Here is a 23,148-nt window from a genome sequence, read left to right as displayed (position 1 = left end):
TTATTTAAGTATTATATTAAGCTTGCGTTATTTTTATCGTTACTTTTTTAAATACTTTATGCTAATCAATAATAATAAAATATAACTATGGCAGCGTTACTGTAAACCCATTGGTAAAACTGATACTTCCATTGATGATACTTGAATCTCCATCCCAAGTCCTCATTTGAGCAGCATTCAGATTAGTTGTATTGCCTGAACCTTTTAAGTTTTCAATGGTTGTTCTATAAACATAGAAAGTTCTAATGGGAAGGGCCGTTCCTGAAACATTGTAAGCATTCTTTTCAACAGTAATATTCTTGTTCTGACGACCTAAAACGTTCATAAAGTATGAGAAATCTCCATCACTTTTCATATTCATTGTATTGTTTCCAATATAAACATTTGTTGAATCAATGATGGTAGTCATGTAAAAATTTGTACCATCTGATGCACTCAAAGAGAAGTTATTATCTTTGATAGTGACATTATTAACATTATTTATATAAAACATATTCGTCCCTGATGCAGGATCAGTATGATTCAGGTTGGCGGATATACCTATAAGACTGCTGTTATTTGCCATATTAAAGAAGGTGTTCGCATTTCCGAAATACGCACCTTTTCCTGTTATGGATGCATTGGGAATAAGCACAGAGACTTTTTTTCCTGCTGGAGTGGTGATACCCATACTTCCACCTCCAATAATAGTTTGTCCCTCTTTGAGTGATGTGTATGAATCAACACCACTGAAATCTCCATTTAAAACAACCGTAGAGTTTTCTCCTGCACTTTCAATGGTTGTTGTTAAATTTGCACCTGTTGTTGAATCGCTTTTTACAAATTTAATACGGTTTCCATTGGCATCAGCAGTAACTTCTTTAGGCGCATCAAAAACACCTGCTTGCGAGACAATATCCACGTCACGAATAATAGGAGTGGTCATACGTTTTTCAATGGCACTGAGCTTTTGAATAGGAGCAGATTTTTCTTTTTGATTTCCAAAAGGAATACGAATACGCAAAGTTGCGAAGCTCTGTCTGCCTCGCACATCGTCTCTTTGTACCTCGGCTCCTAAAGTGAGTCGTGAGCCTTCCCATAAAAAAGGCACTTCATCGAAAGTTAAATCGATTCTTCCTCGTGGACCTTGCACACTTTGTACATCATCTTCGTAAAAACGAAATCCACCCGCATAAATTCGAATTTGTTGTTCATCTTGAGCTTCAAAAATAGGTAGTCTGTAACCAATCTCTGCATCATACCCTTTCATGGAACGCTCTTCTCCTTGAGAGTACATGATAGAGGTACCTGAAAAATCGACTAAACTTAAAGTGTCTTCTAAATGGCTTGTTGTCCCAATGGGAATATAAACATTTGCACGAAAATCCCAATCAACTGAGAGTACTTCAAAACCTGCAGTTATTTGAGAAAAGTAGTTATCATAAGGAGTTTTACGTCTATCATAATAAGTGTACCCACCAATAATCCAATCACTGGGTAAAATCTCTCGAAGACCTAAGCCAAAGTTTCCTTCACGGCTGCTTTCATTGTCCAGTCTATATCGGATGTCAGTATATAAAAGGGTGTTGTCATCTTGAACTAAAGGGAGGAAGAAGTCTCCTTCAGCTAAGTGTCGGTGACTTCCAAGTTTTCCTTCCACATCGAGATAGGCTTCCCATTTTTTCTCTTTTTCTGCTGCTGGAACATATGTAATTACTAATAATATCCATATTAAAGATATAAATAAATTTATTGTTCTTTTTTCATCCATAATCTAAACCTTTTTTTATATTTAATAATTATATCTATCTTGCGTTACTTTTTACGTTATTTTTTATAAAATTATAATTATTATGAATTTAAAAGGTTAGTTGTATATGATTTTAAAAGGTTGAAAGTTATCCTATATCAAAAGAGTTTACTTCTATAGATATAGGATATTTAATTAGTAATTTAAAATATATCCACTACCATAAATACTATCAATAATATCCACAGGTAGTTTTTTTCTTAATCTTTTAACCAAGTTTCTAATACTAGCATCATTTACATTGTTTTCAGTATTCCAAACATATGAAGAGATTTCTTCTGGTTTTACAATCTGATTTTTTTTATTTAATAATAATTCAAATAAAATTCTCTCATTTTTAGTTAAATCTACAATCTTATCTTTAAAGAATAAAATCCTAGATCTAGCATCCCAATAACATTTATTGTTAATTACAACTTTATCTTCATCATTTACAGTATCATTTTTTAATCTTTCAAAAGAGTTTTCAATAACCTCTTTAAACTCATTTCTATTTATTGGTTTAATTAAATAATCAACAAGATTAAGTTTAATAGCCTCAAAAAGATACTCTTTGTGAGAGTGTGCACTTAAAACAATGATTGGTGTAGTTTGGTCAACTTCTCTAATTTTTTTAATTACTTCTAAACCATTTAAATGTGGCATAGTAATATCAAGAAGTAAAATATTTGGCTTCTTATCTTTATATAGATTAAGTGCCTCTAATCCATCACTTGCTTCATAAATCTTATCGAAATACTGCTCTAAATATAAAACGTAATTTTTCCTTACGTTCTCATCATCCTCTGCATATAATACTGAATAACTATTTTCCATGTCAATTCCTATATAGTTTTATTTAACTTTACAAGCTAAGTTTTTTTCTATCAATTTTCTATCTAAATATACTTGATCAGATTGAATTTCTTCTATCGAAACTGTAGCCGTTCCAGTTTTTCTTAATACTACACCTGTAGCCAAATTTGCAAATTCAACTGAATCATAAATAGAGTTATTTAACCCCAAAGAAAATCCAATTGATGCTAATACTGTATCACCTGAACCTGTCACATCAAATACTTCCAATGGAACAGTTGGCATTACTGATAATTTATTTTCCTTAAGTACTGCAATTCCTTCTTCTGCTAAAGTTATAATTGCATATTCTGTATCAAACTCTTTTTTAATAGCCTTTAAAGCTTCTAATAGTTTATCATCATTAGAGATTTCTATGTTTGTTACAGCTTGTGCTTCTTCTTTATTTGGAATAATTAAAGTTGCACCTTTATATTTTGTATAGTCGCTTCCATATGGATCAACTATTGTTTTAACACTGTTCTTATTTGCATATGCAATAATTTTTTCAGTGAAGTCTTTAGTTAAAACCCCTTTCCCATAATCAGCTAACAAAATAGCATCATATGCTTTTATTTTTTCAACTAATTTAGAGTAAAGACTTTTTACATTATCAAAAGAGATATTGTTTTTACTTTCATGGTCAAATCTAAATACTTGAGAATTACCTGCAACAATTCTAGTTTTTTTAGAGGTTTTTCTTCCTTTTTGCTCAATCAAAAAAGATTTAGTCTGAATCTCATCTAGAAGATGTTTTAAAAGTTTTGCATTATCATCATTACCAACAACAGACATAACACTAACTTTCGCACCCAAGGAAGTTAGATTTCTAATAACATTACCTGCACCACCTAAAACTGACTCTTCTTTTGTTACATCAACAACAGGAATAGGAGCATCTGTTGCTATTCTGTCACAAGATCCCATAAGGTATGAATCAATCATTAAGTCACCAATAACTAAAATCTTAGGCTTTTTCTCAATATCTATCATTTTTTCTCCTATTGAAAATATACTATAACATTATTTAATATTCTTTAAAAATTCAAGAGTCATTCTAACTCCTGCACCACTTCCACCAAATGGATTATATCCCCAAGCTTTCTCTACATACGCGGGTCCAGCTATATCATGGTGAACCCATTTTTCTTTATTTTCTTTTGCAATAAATTTTTCTAAGAAGATTCCAGCTGTAATAGACCCCCCATATCTAGTGCTTGCAATATTATTTATGTCTGCAACTTCTGATTTTATAGTTTTCTTTAAAAATCTATTGAAGTGTAAAACAGTAGCATATTCACCTGCATTAGTTGCATGATTTACAACTTCTTGTGCTAAATCATTATTGTTACCCATGATACCAGAAGTATATTCCCCTACTCCAACTACACAAGCACCAGTTAATGTTGCATAATCAAAAAGATAATCTATATCTTTAATTTCATCTTGTGCATAACATAAACAATCAGCTAATACAAGTCTTCCTTCTGCATCTGTATTTTTAACTTCAATAGTAGTTCCATTTTTTGCTTTTAATACATCATCAGGTTTGTAAGCATCTCCACCTATCATATTTTCAACAGCACCAATAATACCATGCACTTCAAGTGGAAGTTGTAGTTTTGAAATAACACTCATAATACCAAGAACTGCACAACCACCACTTTTATCAGATTTCATAGTTGTCATAAAGTCTGCTGGTTTTAAAGATAGTCCACCTGAATCATAAGTTAACCCCTTACCAACTAATACTATTTTTTTCTTAGCATTTGATGGTTTATATGATAAATGAATAAGTTTAGATTCATGTCTTGATGCTCTACCAACACTAAGCATTGCATTCATACCATTTTTTTCTAAATATTTTTCACCATGAATTACACACTCTAGTTTTGCTTCTTTTGCAATATCTTTTGCTTCTTTTGCCATAACATCTGGATAAAAGTCATCTGGTGTAGTATTTACCATATCTCTTGTTTTATTTACAGCTTTTGCAATTTCTAAAGACTCTTCAAAACTATTTTTAATATTTTTTGTAACTTTTTCAATACAGAAGCTTAGCTCTTTTTCTTTCTCTTTTTTCTTTTCAGACTTATATTTATCAAACTTATAAGCTCCAAGTATAGCACCTTCAACTAAAGCTTTAACACTATCTTTTTCAACTTTTACTTTTGCACTTGTAAATTTAGTTGAAGTAAATTTTTTAACAGCTGTTGCTATTGCTATTGCTAAAGAGTCATAATCATTTGCTTCACAACCTACAAAAACCTTTTTTGATTCAGGAAGTAAAACTGATACCTCATCTTTTGCTTCAAAACCAAGATTTTCTAAAATCTCTTTTTCTTTTAAATTTTTAATAGAATCTACAATTATAATCTCTAAATCAGTATTTACTTTTTTTATATTTTTTTCAATTAAATTTAATTTCACTTATTTCTCCTTTTTCTTTGTCATTACATGGAAATAGTAAACTATACTTCCACCCATCAATAATGCGAATGGTAAGGCATAATACCAATGTTCTTTTAACCATTTTAACACAATTAAAATCTCTTCCCCAAAATACCAAGTAGGAACAATAGTAATTGCAGCCCAACACCAAGCACTTATAAGATTTATAAAGGCAAAAGTCTTTGCACTATATCTTGTTAGTCCAATAGAGATGGGAATAATTGTTCTCATACCATACATATATCTTTGGGCAAAAATAATTGGCCATCCATACTTTTGTAATAAGATATGTGCTAAAGCAAATTTTCTTCTTTGACCTTTAAACTTTTTATGAACATAAGATTTATTAAATCTTCCAGTATAAAAATAGATTTGGTCACCAACAAAGCCACCAAGTCCTGCAATAAAAATTGCCATATACATATTCATATCGCCTGTATGAGATAAAAGACCAGCCATTATAAGACCAGCCTCACCTTCTAAAATACTCCAAGCAAATAAAATTATATATCCATAAGTTTTTAAAAGATAAAAAAAGCTATTTTCAATTCCCTCTACAGGTGCTTGATAAAGGCTATATCCTAAAAAAGTTATAAATAAAGCTACTACTACAAAAAGTATTTTTCCTGCGTTATTTCTTAAAAATTCTTTCATTCCTAGCCTTAGTTAGTCAAAGTGTAAAATTTCTTTGGCTTGCACCATATCTTTATCACCTCGACCTGAAAGACTTATAATAATAGTCTTACCTTGGAACTTCTCTTTTGCTTTTTTTAGATATGCTATTGCATGTGCAGATTCAAAAGCTGGAATAATTCCCTCTTTCCTGCTTAGCCAAACAAAAGCATCCATAGCTTCATCATCAGTTACTGAATCATATTGAACTGATTTATTATCCTTATGGAAAGAGTGTTCAGGTCCAATTCCAGGATAATCAAGTCCAGCACTTATAGAATGGGCTTCTAAAACTTGTCCATTTTCATCTTGTAAAAGATATGAACATTGTCCATGTAAAATCCCAGGTTTTCCTTTTTCTAGGGAACAACCATGTTTATCTGTATCAAGTCCTAAACCACCTGCTTCAATTCCCACACAAGTTACTTCTTCATCTTCTAAAAAATGTGAAAACATTCCAATTGCATTTGATCCACCACCGATACAGGCTAATACATAATCAGGAAGTTTTCCCTCTTTTTCTAAGATTTGTTTTCTTGACTCATAACCAATAATTGCTTGAAAATCTCTAACCATTAAAGGATAAGGATGTGGTCCTGCAACAGTTCCTATGATATAGAAAGTATCCCTTGCATTTGTTACCCAATATCTAATAGCATCATTCATTGCATCTTTTAAAGTTTTACTTCCAGACTCAACTGCTACAACTTTTGCACCAAGAAGTTTCATTCTAAATACATTTAATTCTTGTCTAGCAACATCTTTAGCACCCATAAAAACCGTGCATTCTAAACCTAATAAAGCTGCTATTGTTGCTGTAGCAACACCATGTTGTCCAGCACCTGTTTCTGCAATAACTTTTGTTTTTCCTAATTTCTTAGCTAGTAGTCCTTGAGCAATTACATTATTAACTTTGTGTGCACCTGTATGATTTAAATCTTCTCTTTTTAAATATACTTTTGCACCTATTTCTTCACTAATATTTTTTGCTAAATATAAAGGATTTTCTCTTCCCACATAATCTTTAAGTAAATCGTTAACTTCAGTCCAAAAAGCTTCATCAAATCTATATTTATTATACTCTTCTTCAAGCTCTTTTAAAATAGGCATTAATGTTTCAGGAACATATCTTCCTCCAAACTGTCCAAAATGTCCATTTTCATCTGGGTCAAATTTACTCTTTTTTGGTATATAAATCTTATTTTCTTTCATAATTACTTCTCTTAAATCTCTAATATTGAATACACAGGTGCATGTTCTTCAACTTTTTTAGCACCTTTTAAAAATGTTAAATTTAATAAAAAACATACTTCAACTAAATTAGCATTAACATGTTTAATAAGTTTTGAAGCTGCATTTGCTGTTCCACCTGTTGCTATTAAATCATCAATTAATAAAACTCGTGCATTTTTCTTTGGAAAAGCATCAAGGTGAATTTCTACCTCATCAAAACCATACTCTAATTCATATTTTTCGCAAACAGTAGTACTAGGAAGTTTTCCTTTTTTTCTAACTGGAACAAAACCAACCTTTAAACGATCTGCCAATGCTGCACCAAAAATAAATCCCCTTGAATCTATTCCAGCAACATAATCTAAATCATAGGATTTGTACCTTTGCTCTAAATGATTCATTAAAGTTTGGTATGCTTCTTTATTATTTAATAGTGTTGTAATATCTTTAAAAACAATCCCTTCTTTTGGAAAATCTTTGATATCTCTAATTGAATCATTTATTATTTCTTTCTCTTCTTGAGTTAATACCATATTAAATCCTAACAATATTTTTTACAAAGTGTAATTATTCTATCTAAAAAAATATTATGTTTGTATAATTTTATCTATATCCTTAATACTTTCACAAATATAGTCTGCTTTTGAGTCATCATTTTTAAACTTATGTCCTGATTTTACTTGGATTGTATTAGATATTCCAGCATGTTGAGCACATTCTATGTCAGAAGATTTATCTCCTACTAACCATGAATTTTTTAAATCAATATCATAGTTTTTTAGTATTTTATCTATCATTCCACTTTTAGGTTTTCTACAAAGACAATTGTCATTGGGACCATGGGGACAAAACTCTACTTGCGATATTACAATTTCATTATTTCTAAACTCTTCTAACATCCATGAAGTAAGTTTTTCAAAATCATCTACTGAATAATACCCTCTACTAATACCTGATTGGTTTGTTATTATAAATATTTTGTAGCCTAAGCTTTGTATTTTTTTTAAAGACTCAAATATTCCATCAATAAACTCAAACTCTTCTATTTTGTATAAGTAGTTTTTTTCAACATTTACTACTCCATCTCTATCTAAAAAAATAGCTTTTGTCATCAACAACCTTAAATTAAATCAAATGTTTCATTTTTTACACCCATCTGTGATAATATTTTACAAACATTTCCTTTAGATGGATCAATTGTAATAATTATACTAGACTCTTTTAGTTCTAAGCTTAGACATTCTTCTTTTTTGTCATTAAAAAGCATACTTTTATCTTTTATAACCCAATTTGAGTCATTTACACTTACTGTATCAGAAATCTTGTCTATCTTTTGATTAATCAAATAATAGCTTTGAATTGAAGTTATAACTGTAATCAGATCTCTTTTTATAGTAGTTGCAAGGGCACTATCTCTAGTGTCTATATATTTAGGAACTGCAAAAGAAGCAATAATACCAATTACTACAATTGCAAAAATAAGTTCAAGTAGGGAGAAAGCCTTTTTCATAATCATAACCTTAAAATAAGATTTATAATTATGTCAAGTACTTTCTTAAAAATTAATAATTAAAATTATTATAAAACCTGAGGGACATCTATATTTGACTCTTTTTCAGAATCAGAAATAGACTCAAATACTACTTCAATAGGAGCATCATTAGAGTTTTCTTTATCAATAAACCTAGTTAATTGTTTTTGGAAATCAAGTTTAACAGTACCAATAGGACCATTTCTTTGTTTACCAATAATAATTTCAGCTTCTTCTACTGGTTTATTAACAAATGTTGATTTGTACTCTTCACCTTTGTCTTTTGCTTCTTTTTCTTTTCTAGCTTCATCTCTTTCTCTATATACATCATCTCTATAAACAAACATAATAATATCCGCATCTTGCTCAATTGCACCAGACTCCCTAAGGTCTGAAAGCATAGGTCTTTTATCAGGTCTATTTTCAAGTCCCCTATTTAACTGAGAAAGAGCAATAACAGGAATTTTCATCTCCCTAGCAAGCATTTTAAGTCCCCTTGAAATATCAGAAACTTCTTGGTGCCTATCTTTATTTCCAGTTCCTTGCATAAGTTGAAGATAATCGATTACAACTAAAGAGATTTTATTATCTTCATTTTGAGCTAGTTTTCTAACTCTTGCTCTTAATTGGTTAATATTAATACTACCACCATCATCAACAAAAAGCTTTTTTTGATTTAAATCTTCAAAGGCTCCTGTTAACTGTGCCCATTGATTATCATCCATATCACCTTTTCTAAGATTTTGTAATGGAATTGAAGTTTTTGCAGCAAGCATCCTTAACATAAGTTGCTCAGCTGGCATTTCTAAAGAGAAAAATATCACCCCTTTATTAGCTTCAACATTTGCTAAAGCCATATTTAAAACAAGTGCCGTTTTACCCATAGCTGGTCTTGCAGCTATAATTACTAAGTCACCTTCATTAAATCCTGTTGTTCTTTTATCTAAATCATAAAATCCAGTTGTTTGACCTGTAAGGTGTGTATTTCCTAACTCTTTCATCTTTTTTATATATGAAAGAGTATCAGAAGTAATAGTTTCCATCTCTTTTAACTCAGATGTAGCACTATCAGTAGAGATTTTATAAAGTTCACCTTGAACTGTATCTAAAGCTTCATTTGCACTCATTTCATCTTCAATTGCAACTTTTTTAATTGTTGTTGCAAGTGTAGCTAGCTCTCTTTTTACAGAACCATCTTTTATTTCTTTTACATAAGCTAAGGTATTAGTAATTGGATTTGCAGAAAGTATTTCTAATAATATTGAATCATCAACATCTTTTGAATTAACTCTTTTTTTAATAAACTCTTCATCAATTGGCATGCCTTCATCATGAAGTTTTCCCATTATTTCGTAAATCTTTTGATGTGCAGGTAAATAGAAATCTTTAGGTTTTAAAACACCTAAAATATCTTCTAACTCCTCTGGATTAAAAAGAACTGAACTTAAAACTGCTCTTTCAATATTTATACTATATACACTATCCACTAATTATTGCCCTCTTTCTTTGCTTCAAATTCTACTTCTTTTAAAAATCTATCTAATAATTGGTCTGTTGGAAGTTTTGCTATTGTTTCACCTTTTTTAATGATAAGCCCAACTCCTTTTCCATATGCAATTGCAACATCAGCAGCTTTTGCTTCACCTAAAGCATTTACAACACATCCCATAACTGATACATTTAAAGGTGTTTTAATATGTTTGGTTTTTGCTTCAACTTCTGCTACTGCACTGACTAAATCAGCTTCAATTCTACCACAAGTTGGACATGAAATAATATTTAAGCCCTCTTGTACAAGTCCTGCATCTTTAAGTATTGCTCGCCCTACTTCAATCTCTTTTTCAAGTTCTCCTGTCATAGATACTCTTAAAGTATCACCAATACCATCAAGAAGTAAACTTCCAAGTGCAATTGAAGATTTTATTGTTGAGTGAAACTGTGTTCCAGCTTCTGTTACACCTAAATGAAATGGATAATTATTCATAGGTCTTAACATTCTATATGCTTCAACAGTTCGTTGAACATCACTAGCTTTTAATGATACTTTAATATCATCAAAGCCTAAATCCTCTAAATACTTAATATTATAGTCTGCACTCTCTACCATACCACGTGCTGTTTGGCCATATTTGTCTTCAAATTGTGATTCTAAAGAACCACAGTTTACTCCAATTCTAATTGGAAGATTTCTTTGTTGACAAGCCTTTACAACCTCAGTAACCCTTTTTTTATCTCCTATATTTCCAGGATTAAGTCTGATACAGTCAACCACTTCAGCTGCAATAAGTGCTAATTTATAGTTAAAATGTATATCTGCAACTAGTGGTAAAGAAGTTTGTTCTTTAATAGCTTTTAATGCATTTGCTGCTTTTAAGTCAGGAACTGCAACTCTTACGATGTCTGCCCCTGCAAAGTGCAATGCTCTAATTTGTTCTACGGTTGCTTCCACATCGGAAGTCTTACTATATGTCATAGATTGAACTGATATTGGAGCGTCTCCTCCAATAGCAACATCACCTACGAAAATCTTTTTTGTTGGATATCTTTTTACATTGTTCATAATAGAAAGAATTCTAGCAAAAAAAGATTAATATCTCTTAAACTTTTATTTTAGAAAAACTAAGATATAATTGCGCCATATTATAAATATAAGGATATTTATGCAAGAGTTTACTGCATTTGATATAATAATCTTAAGTATTACTGTTTTATTAGGTCTAAAAGGTCTTATGAAGGGCTTCATAAAAGAGGTTTTTGGTTTAGTTGGAATTATAGGTGGTATTTTTATTGCTTCAAGACTTTCTGAAGATATTGGAAATTTAATTGCTCCTATTTTAGCACTTGAAAACGGTGCTACAATAAAACTTATTGGTTTTATTGTTGGACTTATTGGTTTTTGGATTATTTTATATGTAGCTGGAATCATTTTAAGTAACATCTTCTCTGCAAGTGGACTTGGAATTTTTGATAGAATTTTAGGATTTGTATTTGGAAGTGCAAAAATATTCTTTATATTTTCAGTAATTACTTATGCTGTTTATCAAATTGAGTCATTTAGAAACCTTTTAGATGATAAAGTTTCTAATTCGATAACTTTCCCTCTTCTTGTAAAAACTGGTGATTTTATTATTAAACTTGACCCAGCAGACTTTACAAAAAAGATTGAAGAAAAAATCTCTAATGAAAATGGTGAAAAAATAAATATTACAGAAGAAGCAAAAAAAACTTTTGAAGATTTAAAAACTACTACAAATGAAACAATTGAATCTACAAAAGAAGCAGTAAATAAAGAGATTGAAAAAGCAACAAAAGAAGCAACAGAAAATATTGCTAATTCAATTTCAAATGAAGAAAATACAACTAATACGGAAAAAGGAAATTAATATTGTTTGAAAATAAATATATACAACAAAGAATAGAGAAAGCTAATGTTTTAAGAGAACTAGGGGTAAACCCATACGCAAATAATAGTGCAAGAAATACAACTATTAGTAAATATTTAAATGTAAATACAGATATTTTCCAAAAAGAAGAAAAAAGAGATGAAAATAGACATTATACAGTTGCAGGAAGAATTAAATTCTTTAGACTTATGGGTAAAGCATCTTTTCTTAAAATTGAAGATGAAAGTGGAATTTTACAAATTTATGTTGCAAGGGATAATCTACCAGAAGGTTTTTATAATAATGTTTTCAAAAAGAACATTGAAGTTGGAGATATTATTGAAGTAACAGGTTATCCATTTATTACTGGTAAAGGTGAACTTTCATTACACGTACATGACCTTACAATTTTAACAAAATCTATTTCTCCACTACCAGAAAAATACCATGGTATTCAAGATAAAGAGTTAAGATATAGACAAAGATATTTAGATTTAATTATGAATTCTCAAGTTAGAAAAACTTTTCATATTAGATCAAAAGTTATCTCACTTACTAGAAGATTTTTTGAAGATAAAGGTTTCTTAGAAGTTGAAACTCCAATGATGCACCCAATTCCTGGTGGAGCAAATGCTAAACCATTTGTTACTCATCACAATGCTTTAGGTGTAGATAGATATTTAAGAATTGCACCAGAGTTATATTTAAAAAGATTAATTGTTGGTGGATTTGAAGCAGTATTTGAAATCAACAGAAACTTTAGAAATGAAGGTATGGATGCAACTCACAATCCTGAGTTTACTTCTATTGAGTTCTATTGGGCTTATAAAACTTATAAAGATTTAATTGAAATAACAAAAGAGTATTTTGAATATTTATTTGAGCATTTAGATTTACCAATGACTCTTCCTTATGGAGATGTTGAAATTGACTTTAATAAATTTTCTGAAGTTCCATTAATTGAATCACTTACAACTATTGGTGGTGTTCCTGCTGATATTACTGAAGACAAAGATAAAATTATTGCTTTCATGAAAGAGAAAAATCTTGATGTAAATGAAGCAATGAACTTAGGTCAATTACAAGGTGAGTTATTTGACGAGTATGTTGAAGAAAAACTTATCAACCCAACATTTATTACAGAATATCCAGTTGAAATTTCTCCACTTGCAAGAAGAAGTGATGAAAAGCCTCATTTAACTGATAGATTTGAATTATTTATTGCTGGAAAAGAGATTGCGAATGCTTTCTCTGAGCTTAATGATCCATTAGACCAACTTCAAAGATTTGAAGGTCAAATTGAAGCAAAAGATGCTGGTGATGATGAAGCACATGAAATGGATGAAGATTTTGTAAATGCACTATCTTATGGTATGGCACCTTGTGCTGGTCAAGGTATTGGTATTGATAGACTTGTAATGATGTTAACAAATGAACACTCTATTAGAGATGTATTATTATTCCCTGCTATGAAACCAATCAAACATGAGATTGATTTACACGCAGATGAAGAGGAAGAAAAATAGTATATAAGGTACTATTATCTTCTAATTAGATAAATTAAGATATTTGAAAAGGACTTTTAAATGAGCTACATAACAGAAGCAAGATTAGAACAAGCAGATAAAGAGATTTTTGATATAGTAGAAGCAGAATTAGAAAGACAAACAACACACTTAGAGATGATTGCAAGTGAAAACTTTACATCACCAGCAGTAATGGAAACAATGGGTTCTGTATTTACAAACAAATATGCAGAGGGTTATCCATATAAAAGATATTATGGTGGATGTGAGTTTGCTGACAAAGCTGAGCAATTAGCTATTGACAGAGCTTGTGAAATCTTTGGATGTTCTTATGCAAATGTTCAACCACATTCAGGGAGCCAAGCTAATGGTGCTGTATATGCAGCATTATTAAAAGCTGGTGATAAAATCTTAGGTATGGATTTATCTCATGGTGGACATTTAACTCATGGTTCAAAGCCTAGTTTCTCTGGAAAGAACTATCAAGCATTTTATTATGGTGTAGAATTAGATGGAAGAATCAACTATGATAGAGTTTTAGATATTGCTAAAATTGTTCAACCAAAAATCATTGTATGTGGTGCTTCAGCTTATGCAAGAGAGATTGACTTCAAAAGATTTAGAGAAATCGCTGATGAAGTAGGAGCTTATCTTTTTGCTGATATCGCACATATTGCAGGTTTAGTTGCTGCAGGTGAGCATATGAGTCCATTCCCTTATGCAGATGTAGTTACATCAACTACTCATAAGACTTTAAGAGGACCAAGAGGTGGTATCATTTTATCAAATGATGAAGATATTGCTAAGAAAATCAATTCTGCTATTTTCCCAGGTTTACAAGGTGGACCATTAGTTCATGTAATAGCTGCAAAAGCAGTTGCATTTAAAGAGATTTTAGATCCTTCTTGGAAAGATTATGCAAAACAAGTAAAAGCGAATGCTAAAAAACTTGGTGAAGTATTAGTAGCAAGAGGATATGATATAGTATCAGGTGGAACAGATAATCACTTAGTATTAGTATCATTTTTAAATAAAGATTTTTCTGGTAAAGATGCAGATGCAGCTTTACAAAATGCAGGTATAACTGTAAATAAAAATACAGTACCAGGTGAAACAAGATCTCCATTTGTTACAAGTGGTGTAAGAATTGGATCACCAGCACTTACTGCAAGAGGAATGAAAGAGAAAGAGTTTGAATTCATTGCTAATAAAATTGCTGATATTTTAGATGATATTAACAATACAGATTTACAAAAACAAATTAAAGGTGAGCTTAAAGAGTTAGCTTCTAATTTTGTTATTTACAATAAGTCGACGTACTAACTGGAGTCAAACCGAAAGTAATAAGGATCAATTATGGAAATTAAAGGCGAAGATTTTATTAAGAAAGTTCAATTAAAGCAAGAAGAAACTGAAATTGAACAAAGACTAAGTGAAATTAAAAATGCTCAGTCAGCTTATCAAGAGCAACAAAATCATCAGGATCAACCACAACCACAGTTAAATCCTGATTTAGATAGAGAAGTTAGAATGCAAGAAGAGCAAGAATATAGTGATATTATGCTGGGGAAAACTCCCTCTTCTGCAGCAAAAAATAGTGATAACAAAAAGAAATATCTAGTATTAGGTTTAGTTCTTGTTATTCTATTTTTATTAACAATTATCATTATTCGCCTTTTAACAAATGATTCAAATGAAGATAAGTCTTTCTCTAATGCAACACCAGAAAAAGAGAATACTCAAACTATCTTACAAGATGAGAACATTGAAGAACAATACCAAAAAATCATCAATGAAAAATTAAAAAATATTAAAGAAGAAAATAACAAAGAAGCAACTACTTTAAAAGAGGCAACAACTAATCTTGATCTTGAAAAGATAGAAGAGAAAGAAAAAGTAGTAAAAGAACAACCTGTTGCTAAAACAAAACCAAATGTATTTGATGTAAAAGAAACAGTTGAAGAAGAGCCTAAACCAGTTGTAAAAAAACAAGAACCAAAACCTGTTGTTAAAAAAGCAGAACCAAAGCCTGTTGTTAGAAAAACAAGCTCATCTTCAAACTCAACTATAACACAAAAACCTTCAGGTACTTTTGTTCAAGTTGGTGCTTTTTCTAAAATGCCAAATAATAAATACTTAGACACTATTACAAAAAAAGGTTTCAAATATAAAATTTATAAAGTTTCTATAAACAATAAAATGTTCCATAAAGTTTTAATTGGACCATACAACTCAAGAGGACAAGCAAAACTTGCTATAGACAATATTAAAAAACAACTTAATATTTCTGGAGCATTTATTTTAACATTCTAAAGGCTATTTAAATAATGCAATTTTACTCTAAAGAGCTTTTTCTAGATCAGTTCACTCCGGTGTCGATCTACGAAAAAGTTAAAGAACTATACTCAAACGAACTAACATTTCTTTTCGAAAGTACTATCAACTCTAGTGATGGGAACTATTCATTTATTTTTATTGGACAAAGAGAAAGAGTTTGGCATGAAAATAATCAAACTTTTTTTAGAAATGAAGCTGGAGAAACTAAAGAGGTTGATTCAAACCCCTTAAAATTTTTACAAAAGTACTACAAACAATTTGACAAAACCATCTATAAAGAAAAAGCAAGAGAGCTAGGAATTGGTTTAGTTGATGGATTTATTGGAAATGTTGGTTATGACATAGGTAAAGAGTTTGAACCAAAGTTGAAAAAATCAATGGATAACTTAGTTGACCAACTAAATATTCCTGATTTAGACTTGATTCGTCCTAACATTATTTTAGGATTTTCCCACAAAACATCAAAACTTGTAATGGTTACTTCTTTAGAAGAAAAGAAAGATGATTTAGAAAAAATCGAAGAAAAACTTTATACTCCATACTCTTATCAACCACTAAAAAAAGCAGAACTTTTAGATGAAGGTAAATTCAACTACTCAAAAGAAGAGTTTTTTGAAATGGTTGCAAAATCAAAAGAGATGATTAAAAGTGGTGATGTTTTTCAAATTCTTATGTCAAATAGATTTATCCAAAAAGCAAAAGTTGACCACTTAAGTTTTTATAGAGCATTAAGAAGTAAAAATCCAAGCCCATATTTAGTATTCTTAGAATACGAAGATTTTACAATTGCTGGAAGTTCTCCTGAGGTTATGATAAGACTTGTAGATGGACATATTCTTTTAAGACCTATTGCAGGTACTAGAAAAAGAGGGAAAAACATAGATAGAGACTTAGAACTAGAACAAGAACTTTTAGGAGATGAAAAAGAGAGAGCTGAACACATCATGCTTATTGACTTAGGAAGAAATGATGTGGGAAGAGTTGCTAAAAAAGGAACAGTAAAAGTAACTGACCTTATGAGAGTTGAAAGATACTCTCATGTTATGCATATTGTTTCAGATGTTGAAGCATTAATTGATGATGAAAAGTATGATATGTTTGACTTATTTGCAGCAACATTTACAGCAGGAACTATGACAGGAGCCCCAAAAATTAGAGCAATGGAATTAATTGCCCAGTTTGAAGGTATCAAAAGAAACTTCTATTCTGGAAGCATTGCTTATTTTGGATTTGATGGGAATATGGATAGTTGTATTACAATTAGAACAACTTTACTTACTGAAGATAAAGTTATTTTCCAAGCTGGAGCTGGAGTTGTTGCTGATTCAAAACCAGAACTAGAATATTTAGAAGTTCAAAATAAACTTGCAGCTAATATTGCAACATTAAAAGATTTATCATAAAAAGGAAGACTATGTTACTTGGAGTAAATATAGACCATATAGCTGTTTTAAGAGAAGCAAGACAAATAAATGACCCTAACCCACTTGATGCATTAGGAATTTGTAAACTTGCTGGTGCTGATCAAATTACTATTCACTTAAGAGAAGATAGAAGACATATTCATGATAATGATGCAAAAGCAATTATAGAACAAAGTTCACTTCCAGTTAACTTAGAGTGTGCTATTGATGAAGAAATCATTGATATAGTTTGTAAGTTAAAACCTAATAGAGCGACTCTTGTTCCAGAAAAAAGAGAAGAAGTTACAACAGAAGGTGGACTTAATTTAGATACATATTATACTAAAATCAGAAAAGCTATTAAAAAATTGCATGACAATGAAATTGAAGTTTCACTATTTATTGATCCTACTAAAGAGATGATTGAATTAAGTTCTAAACTAAAAGTTGAGTGGGTAGAACTTCATACAGGATCTTTTGCAAATATTTATGCAATGTTATATAGTAATTTAAGTCAAACACACCACTGTATTAAAGAGTTAGAATTACCTAAAAAAGTACTTAAAGATTTACTTAACAAAAGTAGAAAAGATATTAAAAAATCTGCTGCTTTAGCGCAAGAACTTAATTTAAAAGTTGCTGCTGGACATGGATTAAACTATCAAAATGTTGGACTTATTTCATCTATCAAAACAATTGAAGAGTTAAATATTGGGCAAAGTATTATTGCTAGGTCTGTTTTCACAGGATTAGAAAAAGCTATTAAAGATATGAAAGAGTTAGTATGAGTACCAAAAAACCTAAAATTGCTATTTCAGTAGGTGATTTAAATGGTATTGGTATAGAAATAGCTCTTAGTGCCCATGAAAAAATATCTACATATTGTGAACCTATTTATTGTATAAATAAAACTATGTTAAAAAATGCTTCACAACTTTTAGAACTTGATATTCCAAAAGAGTTTAAGATTCATAATGTAAAAGCTGATTTTGAAATAAAACCTGGACAAGTTACAAAAAAAAGTGGTAAATTTTCATATGACTCATTTTGTAAAGCAATTAATCTTGCTAAAAACAAAAAAGTTACTTCAATTGTAACTCTTCCTGTTAATAAAGAAGCATGGAATAAAGCAGGAATAAAATATAAAGGTCATACAGAAGTTCTAAGGGATTTTTTTGGTAAAAATGCAATTATGATGCTAGGATGCAAAAAAATGTTTGTAGGTCTTTTTACAGAACATTGTGCTTTAAAAAAAGTTCCTAAAAAAATAAATGAAAAAGATTTAACTACTTTTCTTTTAGATTTTCAAAAAAGTGTAAATGCTAAAAAAATAGGTGTTTTAGGACTTAATCCCCATGCTAGCGATAATGGCGTTTTAGGTAATGAAGAAGTAGAAATTTTTAAAGCAATTAAAAATGCAAATAAAGAACTAAATAAAGAGATTTTCAAAGGTCCTTTAGTACCTGATACTGCTTTTTCTCCAATGTCAAGGAAAAACTACAAATACTTTGTAGCAATGTACCATGACCAAGGATTAGCTCCACTAAAAGCTTTATACTTTGATCAAAGTATTAATGTAAGTTTAAATCTTCCAATTATAAGAACATCAGTTGACCATGGAACTGCATTTGATATTGCCTATAAAAGAAATAGAAAAATAAATATAAAAAGTTATGTAAATGCAGTAAAAGAGGCTGTAGTCCTTCACGAAAAAAGAAAATGAATACTTTAGAGTATTGTCATGAGTTTGAACTTTCTAAAATAAATTTTATTGAAAGAAAGATTAGAATTACTCATCCCAAGACAATACTTTCTGGTCCAATGGGTTCAGGAAAAACATTTCTTATTTTTGATTATCTATCAAACTTTGATACAAAAGATTACTTATATATCGATTTTAAAGACATTAGAAACTCTTATGAAGTAATAAAAGAAAATCTTGAAGAGTATATCTTTAGAAATAATATCAAAGTATTAGTACTTGAAAACTTTGATTTTTCATTTAAAATTCCATATTGTGATAGTGTAATAATTTCTACATATGAAAAAAAGGAGTTAAAAGGATATAAAAATTTGTTTTTAAGTCCTTTAGATTTTGAAGAGTATTTACTCCATGAAAATAAAAACCAAAATATTACCCAAAGCTTTAATACTTTTCTAAAACATGGAAATTTACCTCAAACAGTTAACTTATCAGAATATAAGGTCTATTATCACCTTCAACAAGTATTAAAACTATTTACTCAAGATGAAACAAGTGAAATGATATTAAAAATACTATTTGAAAATATTGATGAAAAAAAATCATTAAATCAACTTTTTTTAAACCTTAAACAAGATATAAAAATTTCAAAAGATAAATTCTATACAAAGTGCAAAGAGTATGAAGATAAAAAGATTATCTATTTTATAAAAAAATATAATCAAGATAAAGCACCCAAAAAGATATACTCATACAACTCTGCATTTTTAGATGCAATAACCCATAAAAAGAAATTTAAAAATGAGCTTACAAATATTGTTTTTCAGGAGTTAATTAATAAAAAACAAGAGATTTTTTATTTAGATTATATTGATTTTTACTTGCCAAAAGAGAATATTGCTATATGCTCTATTCCTTTTTTTAATTCAATGCTTATGAGCTCTCAACTTAAAAAAATTATCAAATCAGCAAATGAACATGATATCAAAGAAATTTACATAATTACCGTTTCAAACAATGAAACAATAAAAAAAGAAAATATTGAAATAAATGTTTTACCATTTTATGAATGGGCATTAAGTTAGTTTTATTAACTTTTTTTTTAGAAATTTTTAGGTATAATCCCGTAATTATTAAAGGAACACAATGAACAAAAGAGTACTTGTAAAGTTTTCAGGTGAAGCACTTGCTGGTGCTGACGGATATGGTATTGACACTCAGATTTTAGACTATATTGCAAATGAAATCAAAGAGTTAGTTGATAATAACATCGCTGTTGGAATAGTAATTGGTGGTGGTAACATCATTAGAGGTGTTACAGCTGCTGCTGATGGTATTATAAAAAGAACAAGTGCTGACTATATGGGTATGTTGGCAACTGTTATTAATGGTGTTGCAATGCAAGAAGCTTTAGAACATAAAGGTTTAAATGCTAGACTTTCAACTGCAATTAAAATGGAACAAATTGCTGAACCATTTATTGTAAGAAAAGCTCAAAGACACCTAGAAAAAGGTAGAGTTGTTATTTTCTCTGCTGGAACTGGAAACCCATACTTTACAACTGACACTGCTGCTACATTAAGAGCAACAGAGATTGATGCATCAATGTTAATTAAAGCAACAAAAGTTGATGGTATCTATGATAAAGACCCAATGAAATATGAAGACGCAGTAAAACTTGATACAATATCTTATGACCAAGCTTTAGAAGATCATATCAAAGTTATGGATGATACTGCTATTGCACTAGCAAAAGATAATAAACTTCCAATTGTAGTTGCAAATATGAACGAAAAAGGTAATCTTTTAAAAATCGTTCAAGGTGACTATACTAAATGTTCAATTGTTAAATAAAAAATTATAGGCAAAAGGAAAACCCGATGAGATTAGAAGAAAGAATGGCTAAAGCCTTAGAAAGAGTAAACAACGATAGATATATTTTATCAATTGCAGTTGGTCAAAGAGCAGATGAGTTAAGTAAAGGTGCAAAACCATTATTAGAAAAAAATACTCAAAATATGAAATATACTGATATTGCAATTGATGAAATTGCAGATGGCCTACTTGTAATAGAAGGTTTAGTAGATAAAAATTAATTATAAAAGCTTAGGCTTTTATGATTAATTAAAAGATCATTTTATGGATCCATTTATTGAAAAAATAGAGAGTATAAATACTCTTGACGATGCTATCCACTTACTTCATACAGAAGCAAAAATCACCCCGAAACTTCAAGAAATTATTGACTTTGTTATTGAGGCTCACAAAGGACAATATAGAAAAAGTGGTGAACCATATTCTGTGCACCCTTTATTGGTTGCTTCAATTGCTTCTCACTTTTCTAAAGAAGAGGATGTAATTGCAACAGCTTTACTTCATGATGTAGTAGAAGATACAAAATATGATATCAACTTTATTAGAAGCAACTGGGGTGATGAAGTTGCTCATATGGTTGATGGACTTACAAAAATTGATGCAATAAGAGAGCATGAATTAGCACCTTCTGATTCAGATAAAAAGCTTATTGCCTCTGCCCTTACATTTAGAAAAATGTTAATTGCATCAATTGATGATGTTAGAGTTTTAGTTGTTAAACTTTGTGATAGGCTACACAATATGTTAACGCTAGATGCCCTACCACATAAAAAGCAATTAAGAATTGCAGAAGAAACTCTTGTAGTATATGTTCCTATTGCTCATAGACTAGGTATTTCAACAATTAAAAATACCCTAGAGGATTTGGCATTTTTTTATATTTATCCACAAGAGTACAAAAAAATTGATGATTTTATTAAAGAACACCAACATGCAATCCAACTAACTTTTAATAAGTTTATTTCTTCAACAAAAAAGATATTAGAAAAAAATGGTTATGACTTAAGTAAAATTCAAATAAATAGTAGAATAAAGCATTATTATTCAATTTATTTAAAAATGCAAAGAAAAGGTGTAAGTATAGATGAAGTACTTGACTTACTTGCTATTAGAGTTTTAGTTGAAGAAGATATAGATTGTTACAAGGTTCTAGGTTTTTTACACTTAGAGTATAAACCTTTAATTTCTAGATTTAAAGATTATGTTTCTACACCAAAAGAGAATGGATATAGAACTATTCACACTACAGTATTTTATAATTCTAAAATCTATGAAGTTCAAATTAGAACTTTTGAGATGAATAAAGTAGCTGAATATGGTATTGCAGCACATTGGAAATATAAAACTGGTGCAAAAAATCAACCAAATTTAAATTGGTTGAAATCATTAGAATACTCTAATGAAAATATAGAAGAGTTTTATCAAGATACAAAAGATGATCTTTTTTCAGAAGATATAGTTGTTTATTCACCACAAGGAGATACATTCAACTTACCAAGGGGTTCTACAGCTTTAGATTACGCCTATTCTGTACATACAGATGTAGGAAGAAATGCTGTTGAATGTTTTATTAACAAAGTTAAAAAACCACTTTTAACGGAGTTAAAAAGCTCTGATATAGTTTCGATTAAAACTGTTGATTATGCTATTCCTAGATGTTCATGGGCAGATTTAGTAAAAACAACAAGAGCAAAAAAACAAATAAAATTTTTATGTTCTCAAAGATTAAGAGAAATAGATGAATTAACAGGAAGAAATATTTTAAACTCTTTCTTCTCAAAATATATTGATAGTATTACATCTTTTGTAAAAAAAGAACCTTTACAAAAAGTTCCACATAATCTTGATTACTTAAAGCACTTAAAACATGAAATTGAGAAAAAAGTAATAGAAAAACGAGGTTTTGTAGCTAGATTTAAAATGTATGCTAGTAAAATCAAAAGATTTAAATTTGACAATATAATTATATATTCGAATTTTAGCATTAATTCTGTATCATTTGACCACTGTTGTCACCCAAAGTTTGCTGACGAAATTGTAGCATTCAAAGAAGGGAACAAAGCAGTAATTCATCATAAAATGTGTGATAAAGCATATAAGAAGATTATGAGTAATGATGAAATGCTTTTTTGTAAATGGACAAAAGATACACTTTACCAATATAAAATGGTGGTTAGCTTACCAAATACAAAGGGTGAGTTAGCACGACTTCTAATATATATGAGTCAATTTGAAGGTTATATTTTATCTGTTGAATATGGAAGAGAAAAACACTCATATAGACAATATTGTGACATTGAGTTTGAAGTAAATAAATCAAATATTGAAGAAGTAAGAAAATTAATTGAAAAAGAAGCAAAGGTTATAGAATTCTTTTCTAAAAAAGATGCCTATAACAAATAAGTTTAAAAA

At 29.8% G+C, this 23,148-nt stretch carries 22 protein-coding genes; 11 read left to right on the top strand and 11 right to left on the bottom strand.

All coding sequences use genetic code 11. From position 1 onward, the window contains the following. Positions 1–85: 85 nt before the first annotated feature. From CRV01_RS09645 to ispG, 11 genes are all read right to left on the bottom strand, one after another. Complete coding sequence (locus tag CRV01_RS09645) at positions 86–1,750, bottom strand: inverse autotransporter beta domain-containing protein (protein WP_129007997.1); 1,665 nt, start codon at positions 1,748–1,750, stop codon at positions 86–88. 174 nt (positions 1,751–1,924) lie between these two features. Continuing rightward, positions 1,925–2,605 carry a response regulator transcription factor gene (locus CRV01_RS09640; protein ID WP_129007996.1) on the bottom strand — a complete coding sequence of 227 codons (681 nt, stop codon included), beginning with the start codon at positions 2,603–2,605 and terminating at the stop codon, positions 1,925–1,927. A gap of 18 nt (positions 2,606–2,623) precedes the next feature. Next, positions 2,624–3,616 (bottom strand): bifunctional heptose 7-phosphate kinase/heptose 1-phosphate adenyltransferase, encoded by a 993-nt coding sequence (locus tag CRV01_RS09635; protein ID WP_129007995.1) that lies wholly within the window; start codon positions 3,614–3,616, stop codon positions 2,624–2,626. Between the two features lie 30 nt (positions 3,617–3,646). Beyond that, the gene (locus tag CRV01_RS09630) at positions 3,647–5,053 is read right to left on the bottom strand and encodes a leucyl aminopeptidase (protein WP_129007994.1); all 1,407 of its coding nucleotides are present in this window, start codon (positions 5,051–5,053) and stop codon (positions 3,647–3,649) included. Then, positions 5,054–5,728 carry a DedA family protein gene (locus CRV01_RS09625; protein ID WP_129007993.1) on the bottom strand — a complete coding sequence of 225 codons (675 nt, stop codon included), beginning with the start codon at positions 5,726–5,728 and terminating at the stop codon, positions 5,054–5,056. It abuts the gene before it with no gap. Between the two features lie 12 nt (positions 5,729–5,740). Beyond that, a complete protein-coding gene (gene trpB / locus CRV01_RS09620; RefSeq protein WP_258238382.1) occupies positions 5,741–6,958 on the bottom strand; it encodes a tryptophan synthase subunit beta in 1,218 nt (405 codons plus the stop codon). Positions 6,959–6,969: 11 nt separating this feature from the next. Continuing rightward, complete coding sequence (locus tag CRV01_RS09615; protein WP_129007992.1) at positions 6,970–7,512, bottom strand: adenine phosphoribosyltransferase; 543 nt, start codon at positions 7,510–7,512, stop codon at positions 6,970–6,972. Positions 7,513–7,566: 54 nt separating this feature from the next. Further along, the gene (gene gmhB, locus CRV01_RS09610; RefSeq protein ID WP_258238381.1) at positions 7,567–8,091 is read right to left on the bottom strand and encodes a D-glycero-beta-D-manno-heptose 1,7-bisphosphate 7-phosphatase; all 525 of its coding nucleotides are present in this window, start codon (positions 8,089–8,091) and stop codon (positions 7,567–7,569) included. 8 nt (positions 8,092–8,099) lie between these two features. Continuing rightward, the gene (locus tag CRV01_RS09605) at positions 8,100–8,489 is read right to left on the bottom strand and encodes a type II secretion system protein (protein ID WP_129007990.1); all 390 of its coding nucleotides are present in this window, start codon (positions 8,487–8,489) and stop codon (positions 8,100–8,102) included. Between the two features lie 68 nt (positions 8,490–8,557). Then, positions 8,558–9,997 carry a replicative DNA helicase gene (locus tag CRV01_RS09600; protein ID WP_129007989.1) on the bottom strand — a complete coding sequence of 480 codons (1,440 nt, stop codon included), beginning with the start codon at positions 9,995–9,997 and terminating at the stop codon, positions 8,558–8,560. Further along, complete coding sequence (gene ispG / locus CRV01_RS09595; RefSeq protein WP_129007988.1) at positions 9,997–11,070, bottom strand: flavodoxin-dependent (E)-4-hydroxy-3-methylbut-2-enyl-diphosphate synthase; 1,074 nt, start codon at positions 11,068–11,070, stop codon at positions 9,997–9,999. The genes CRV01_RS09600 and ispG overlap by 1 nt, the downstream gene beginning before the upstream one ends. A gap of 100 nt (positions 11,071–11,170) precedes the next feature. Between ispG and CRV01_RS09590 the strand changes: the two genes are divergently transcribed. From CRV01_RS09590 to CRV01_RS09540, 11 genes are all read left to right on the top strand, one after another. Continuing rightward, positions 11,171–11,893, top strand: a complete 723-nt coding sequence (locus CRV01_RS09590) for a CvpA family protein (RefSeq protein ID WP_129007987.1) — start codon at positions 11,171–11,173, stop codon at positions 11,891–11,893. Beyond that, positions 11,893–13,419, top strand: a complete 1,527-nt coding sequence (gene lysS / locus CRV01_RS09585) for a lysine--tRNA ligase (protein WP_129007986.1) — start codon at positions 11,893–11,895, stop codon at positions 13,417–13,419. The genes CRV01_RS09590 and lysS overlap by 1 nt, the downstream gene beginning before the upstream one ends. Positions 13,420–13,479: 60 nt before the next feature. After that, positions 13,480–14,742: a serine hydroxymethyltransferase gene (locus tag CRV01_RS09580; protein WP_129007985.1), complete on the top strand. Its 1,263-nt coding sequence runs from the start codon at positions 13,480–13,482 to the stop codon at positions 14,740–14,742. 33 nt (positions 14,743–14,775) lie between these two features. Then, positions 14,776–15,732 (top strand): SPOR domain-containing protein, encoded by a 957-nt coding sequence (locus CRV01_RS09575; protein WP_129007984.1) that lies wholly within the window; start codon positions 14,776–14,778, stop codon positions 15,730–15,732. A gap of 14 nt (positions 15,733–15,746) precedes the next feature. After that, positions 15,747–17,159, top strand: a complete 1,413-nt coding sequence (locus CRV01_RS09570; protein WP_129007983.1) for an anthranilate synthase component I family protein — start codon at positions 15,747–15,749, stop codon at positions 17,157–17,159. A gap of 11 nt (positions 17,160–17,170) precedes the next feature. After that, entirely contained in the window at positions 17,171–17,947 is a 777-nt protein-coding gene (locus tag CRV01_RS09565; RefSeq protein WP_129007982.1) for a pyridoxine 5'-phosphate synthase, read from the top strand. Continuing rightward, positions 17,944–18,882, top strand: coding sequence for a 4-hydroxythreonine-4-phosphate dehydrogenase (pdxA, locus tag CRV01_RS09560; RefSeq protein ID WP_129007981.1), 939 nt, complete (start codon positions 17,944–17,946; stop codon positions 18,880–18,882). The genes CRV01_RS09565 and pdxA overlap by 4 nt, the downstream gene beginning before the upstream one ends. Then, a complete protein-coding gene (locus CRV01_RS09555; RefSeq protein ID WP_129007980.1) occupies positions 18,879–19,946 on the top strand; it encodes an ATP-binding protein in 1,068 nt (355 codons plus the stop codon). Before pdxA ends, CRV01_RS09555 begins: the two co-directional genes overlap by 4 nt. Positions 19,947–20,007: 61 nt before the next feature. Next, complete coding sequence (gene pyrH / locus CRV01_RS09550) at positions 20,008–20,715, top strand: UMP kinase (RefSeq protein ID WP_129007979.1); 708 nt, start codon at positions 20,008–20,010, stop codon at positions 20,713–20,715. A gap of 26 nt (positions 20,716–20,741) precedes the next feature. Then, positions 20,742–20,957, top strand: a complete 216-nt coding sequence (locus CRV01_RS09545) for a DNA-directed RNA polymerase subunit omega (RefSeq protein WP_129007978.1) — start codon at positions 20,742–20,744, stop codon at positions 20,955–20,957. A gap of 43 nt (positions 20,958–21,000) precedes the next feature. Continuing rightward, positions 21,001–23,139, top strand: coding sequence for a bifunctional (p)ppGpp synthetase/guanosine-3',5'-bis(diphosphate) 3'-pyrophosphohydrolase (locus CRV01_RS09540; protein ID WP_129007977.1), 2,139 nt, complete (start codon positions 21,001–21,003; stop codon positions 23,137–23,139). The last annotated feature ends 9 nt before the right edge of the window (positions 23,140–23,148 follow it).

It is taken from the genome of Arcobacter sp. CECT 8983, from assembly GCF_004118855.1.
Classification (GTDB): Bacteria; Campylobacterota; Campylobacteria; order Campylobacterales; family Arcobacteraceae; genus Halarcobacter.
This window is presented reverse-complemented; position numbering and strand designations above follow the sequence as displayed.

Excerpts from the sequence above, each read along its gene's own strand:
- CRV01_RS09645 (WP_129007997.1), bottom strand. The coding sequence starts at position 1,750 with ATGGATGAAAAAAGAACAATAAATTTATTTATATCTTTAATATGGATA.
- CRV01_RS09570 (WP_129007983.1), top strand. The coding sequence starts at position 15,747 with ATGCAATTTTACTCTAAAGAGCTTTTTCTAGATCAGTTCACTCCGGTG.
- pdxA (WP_129007981.1), top strand. The coding sequence starts at position 17,944 with ATGAGTACCAAAAAACCTAAAATTGCTATTTCAGTAGGTGATTTAAAT.
- CRV01_RS09625 (WP_129007993.1), bottom strand. The coding sequence starts at position 5,728 with ATGAAAGAATTTTTAAGAAATAACGCAGGAAAAATACTTTTTGTAGTA.
- trpB (WP_258238382.1), bottom strand. The coding sequence starts at position 6,958 with ATGAAAGAAAATAAGATTTATATACCAAAAAAGAGTAAATTTGACCCA.
- pyrH (WP_129007979.1), top strand. The coding sequence starts at position 20,008 with ATGAACAAAAGAGTACTTGTAAAGTTTTCAGGTGAAGCACTTGCTGGT.
- CRV01_RS09565 (WP_129007982.1), top strand. The coding sequence starts at position 17,171 with ATGTTACTTGGAGTAAATATAGACCATATAGCTGTTTTAAGAGAAGCA.
- CRV01_RS09615 (WP_129007992.1), bottom strand. The coding sequence starts at position 7,512 with ATGGTATTAACTCAAGAAGAGAAAGAAATAATAAATGATTCAATTAGA.
- ispG (WP_129007988.1), bottom strand. The coding sequence starts at position 11,070 with ATGAACAATGTAAAAAGATATCCAACAAAAAAGATTTTCGTAGGTGAT.
- CRV01_RS09635 (WP_129007995.1), bottom strand. The coding sequence starts at position 3,616 with ATGATAGATATTGAGAAAAAGCCTAAGATTTTAGTTATTGGTGACTTA.
- CRV01_RS09555 (WP_129007980.1), top strand. The coding sequence starts at position 18,879 with ATGAATACTTTAGAGTATTGTCATGAGTTTGAACTTTCTAAAATAAAT.
- CRV01_RS09590 (WP_129007987.1), top strand. The coding sequence starts at position 11,171 with ATGCAAGAGTTTACTGCATTTGATATAATAATCTTAAGTATTACTGTT.
- CRV01_RS09580 (WP_129007985.1), top strand. The coding sequence starts at position 13,480 with ATGAGCTACATAACAGAAGCAAGATTAGAACAAGCAGATAAAGAGATT.
- CRV01_RS09575 (WP_129007984.1), top strand. The coding sequence starts at position 14,776 with ATGGAAATTAAAGGCGAAGATTTTATTAAGAAAGTTCAATTAAAGCAA.
- CRV01_RS09540 (WP_129007977.1), top strand. The coding sequence starts at position 21,001 with ATGGATCCATTTATTGAAAAAATAGAGAGTATAAATACTCTTGACGAT.
- CRV01_RS09545 (WP_129007978.1), top strand. The coding sequence starts at position 20,742 with ATGAGATTAGAAGAAAGAATGGCTAAAGCCTTAGAAAGAGTAAACAAC.
- CRV01_RS09605 (WP_129007990.1), bottom strand. The coding sequence starts at position 8,489 with ATGAAAAAGGCTTTCTCCCTACTTGAACTTATTTTTGCAATTGTAGTA.
- gmhB (WP_258238381.1), bottom strand. The coding sequence starts at position 8,091 with ATGACAAAAGCTATTTTTTTAGATAGAGATGGAGTAGTAAATGTTGAA.
- CRV01_RS09640 (WP_129007996.1), bottom strand. The coding sequence starts at position 2,605 with ATGGAAAATAGTTATTCAGTATTATATGCAGAGGATGATGAGAACGTA.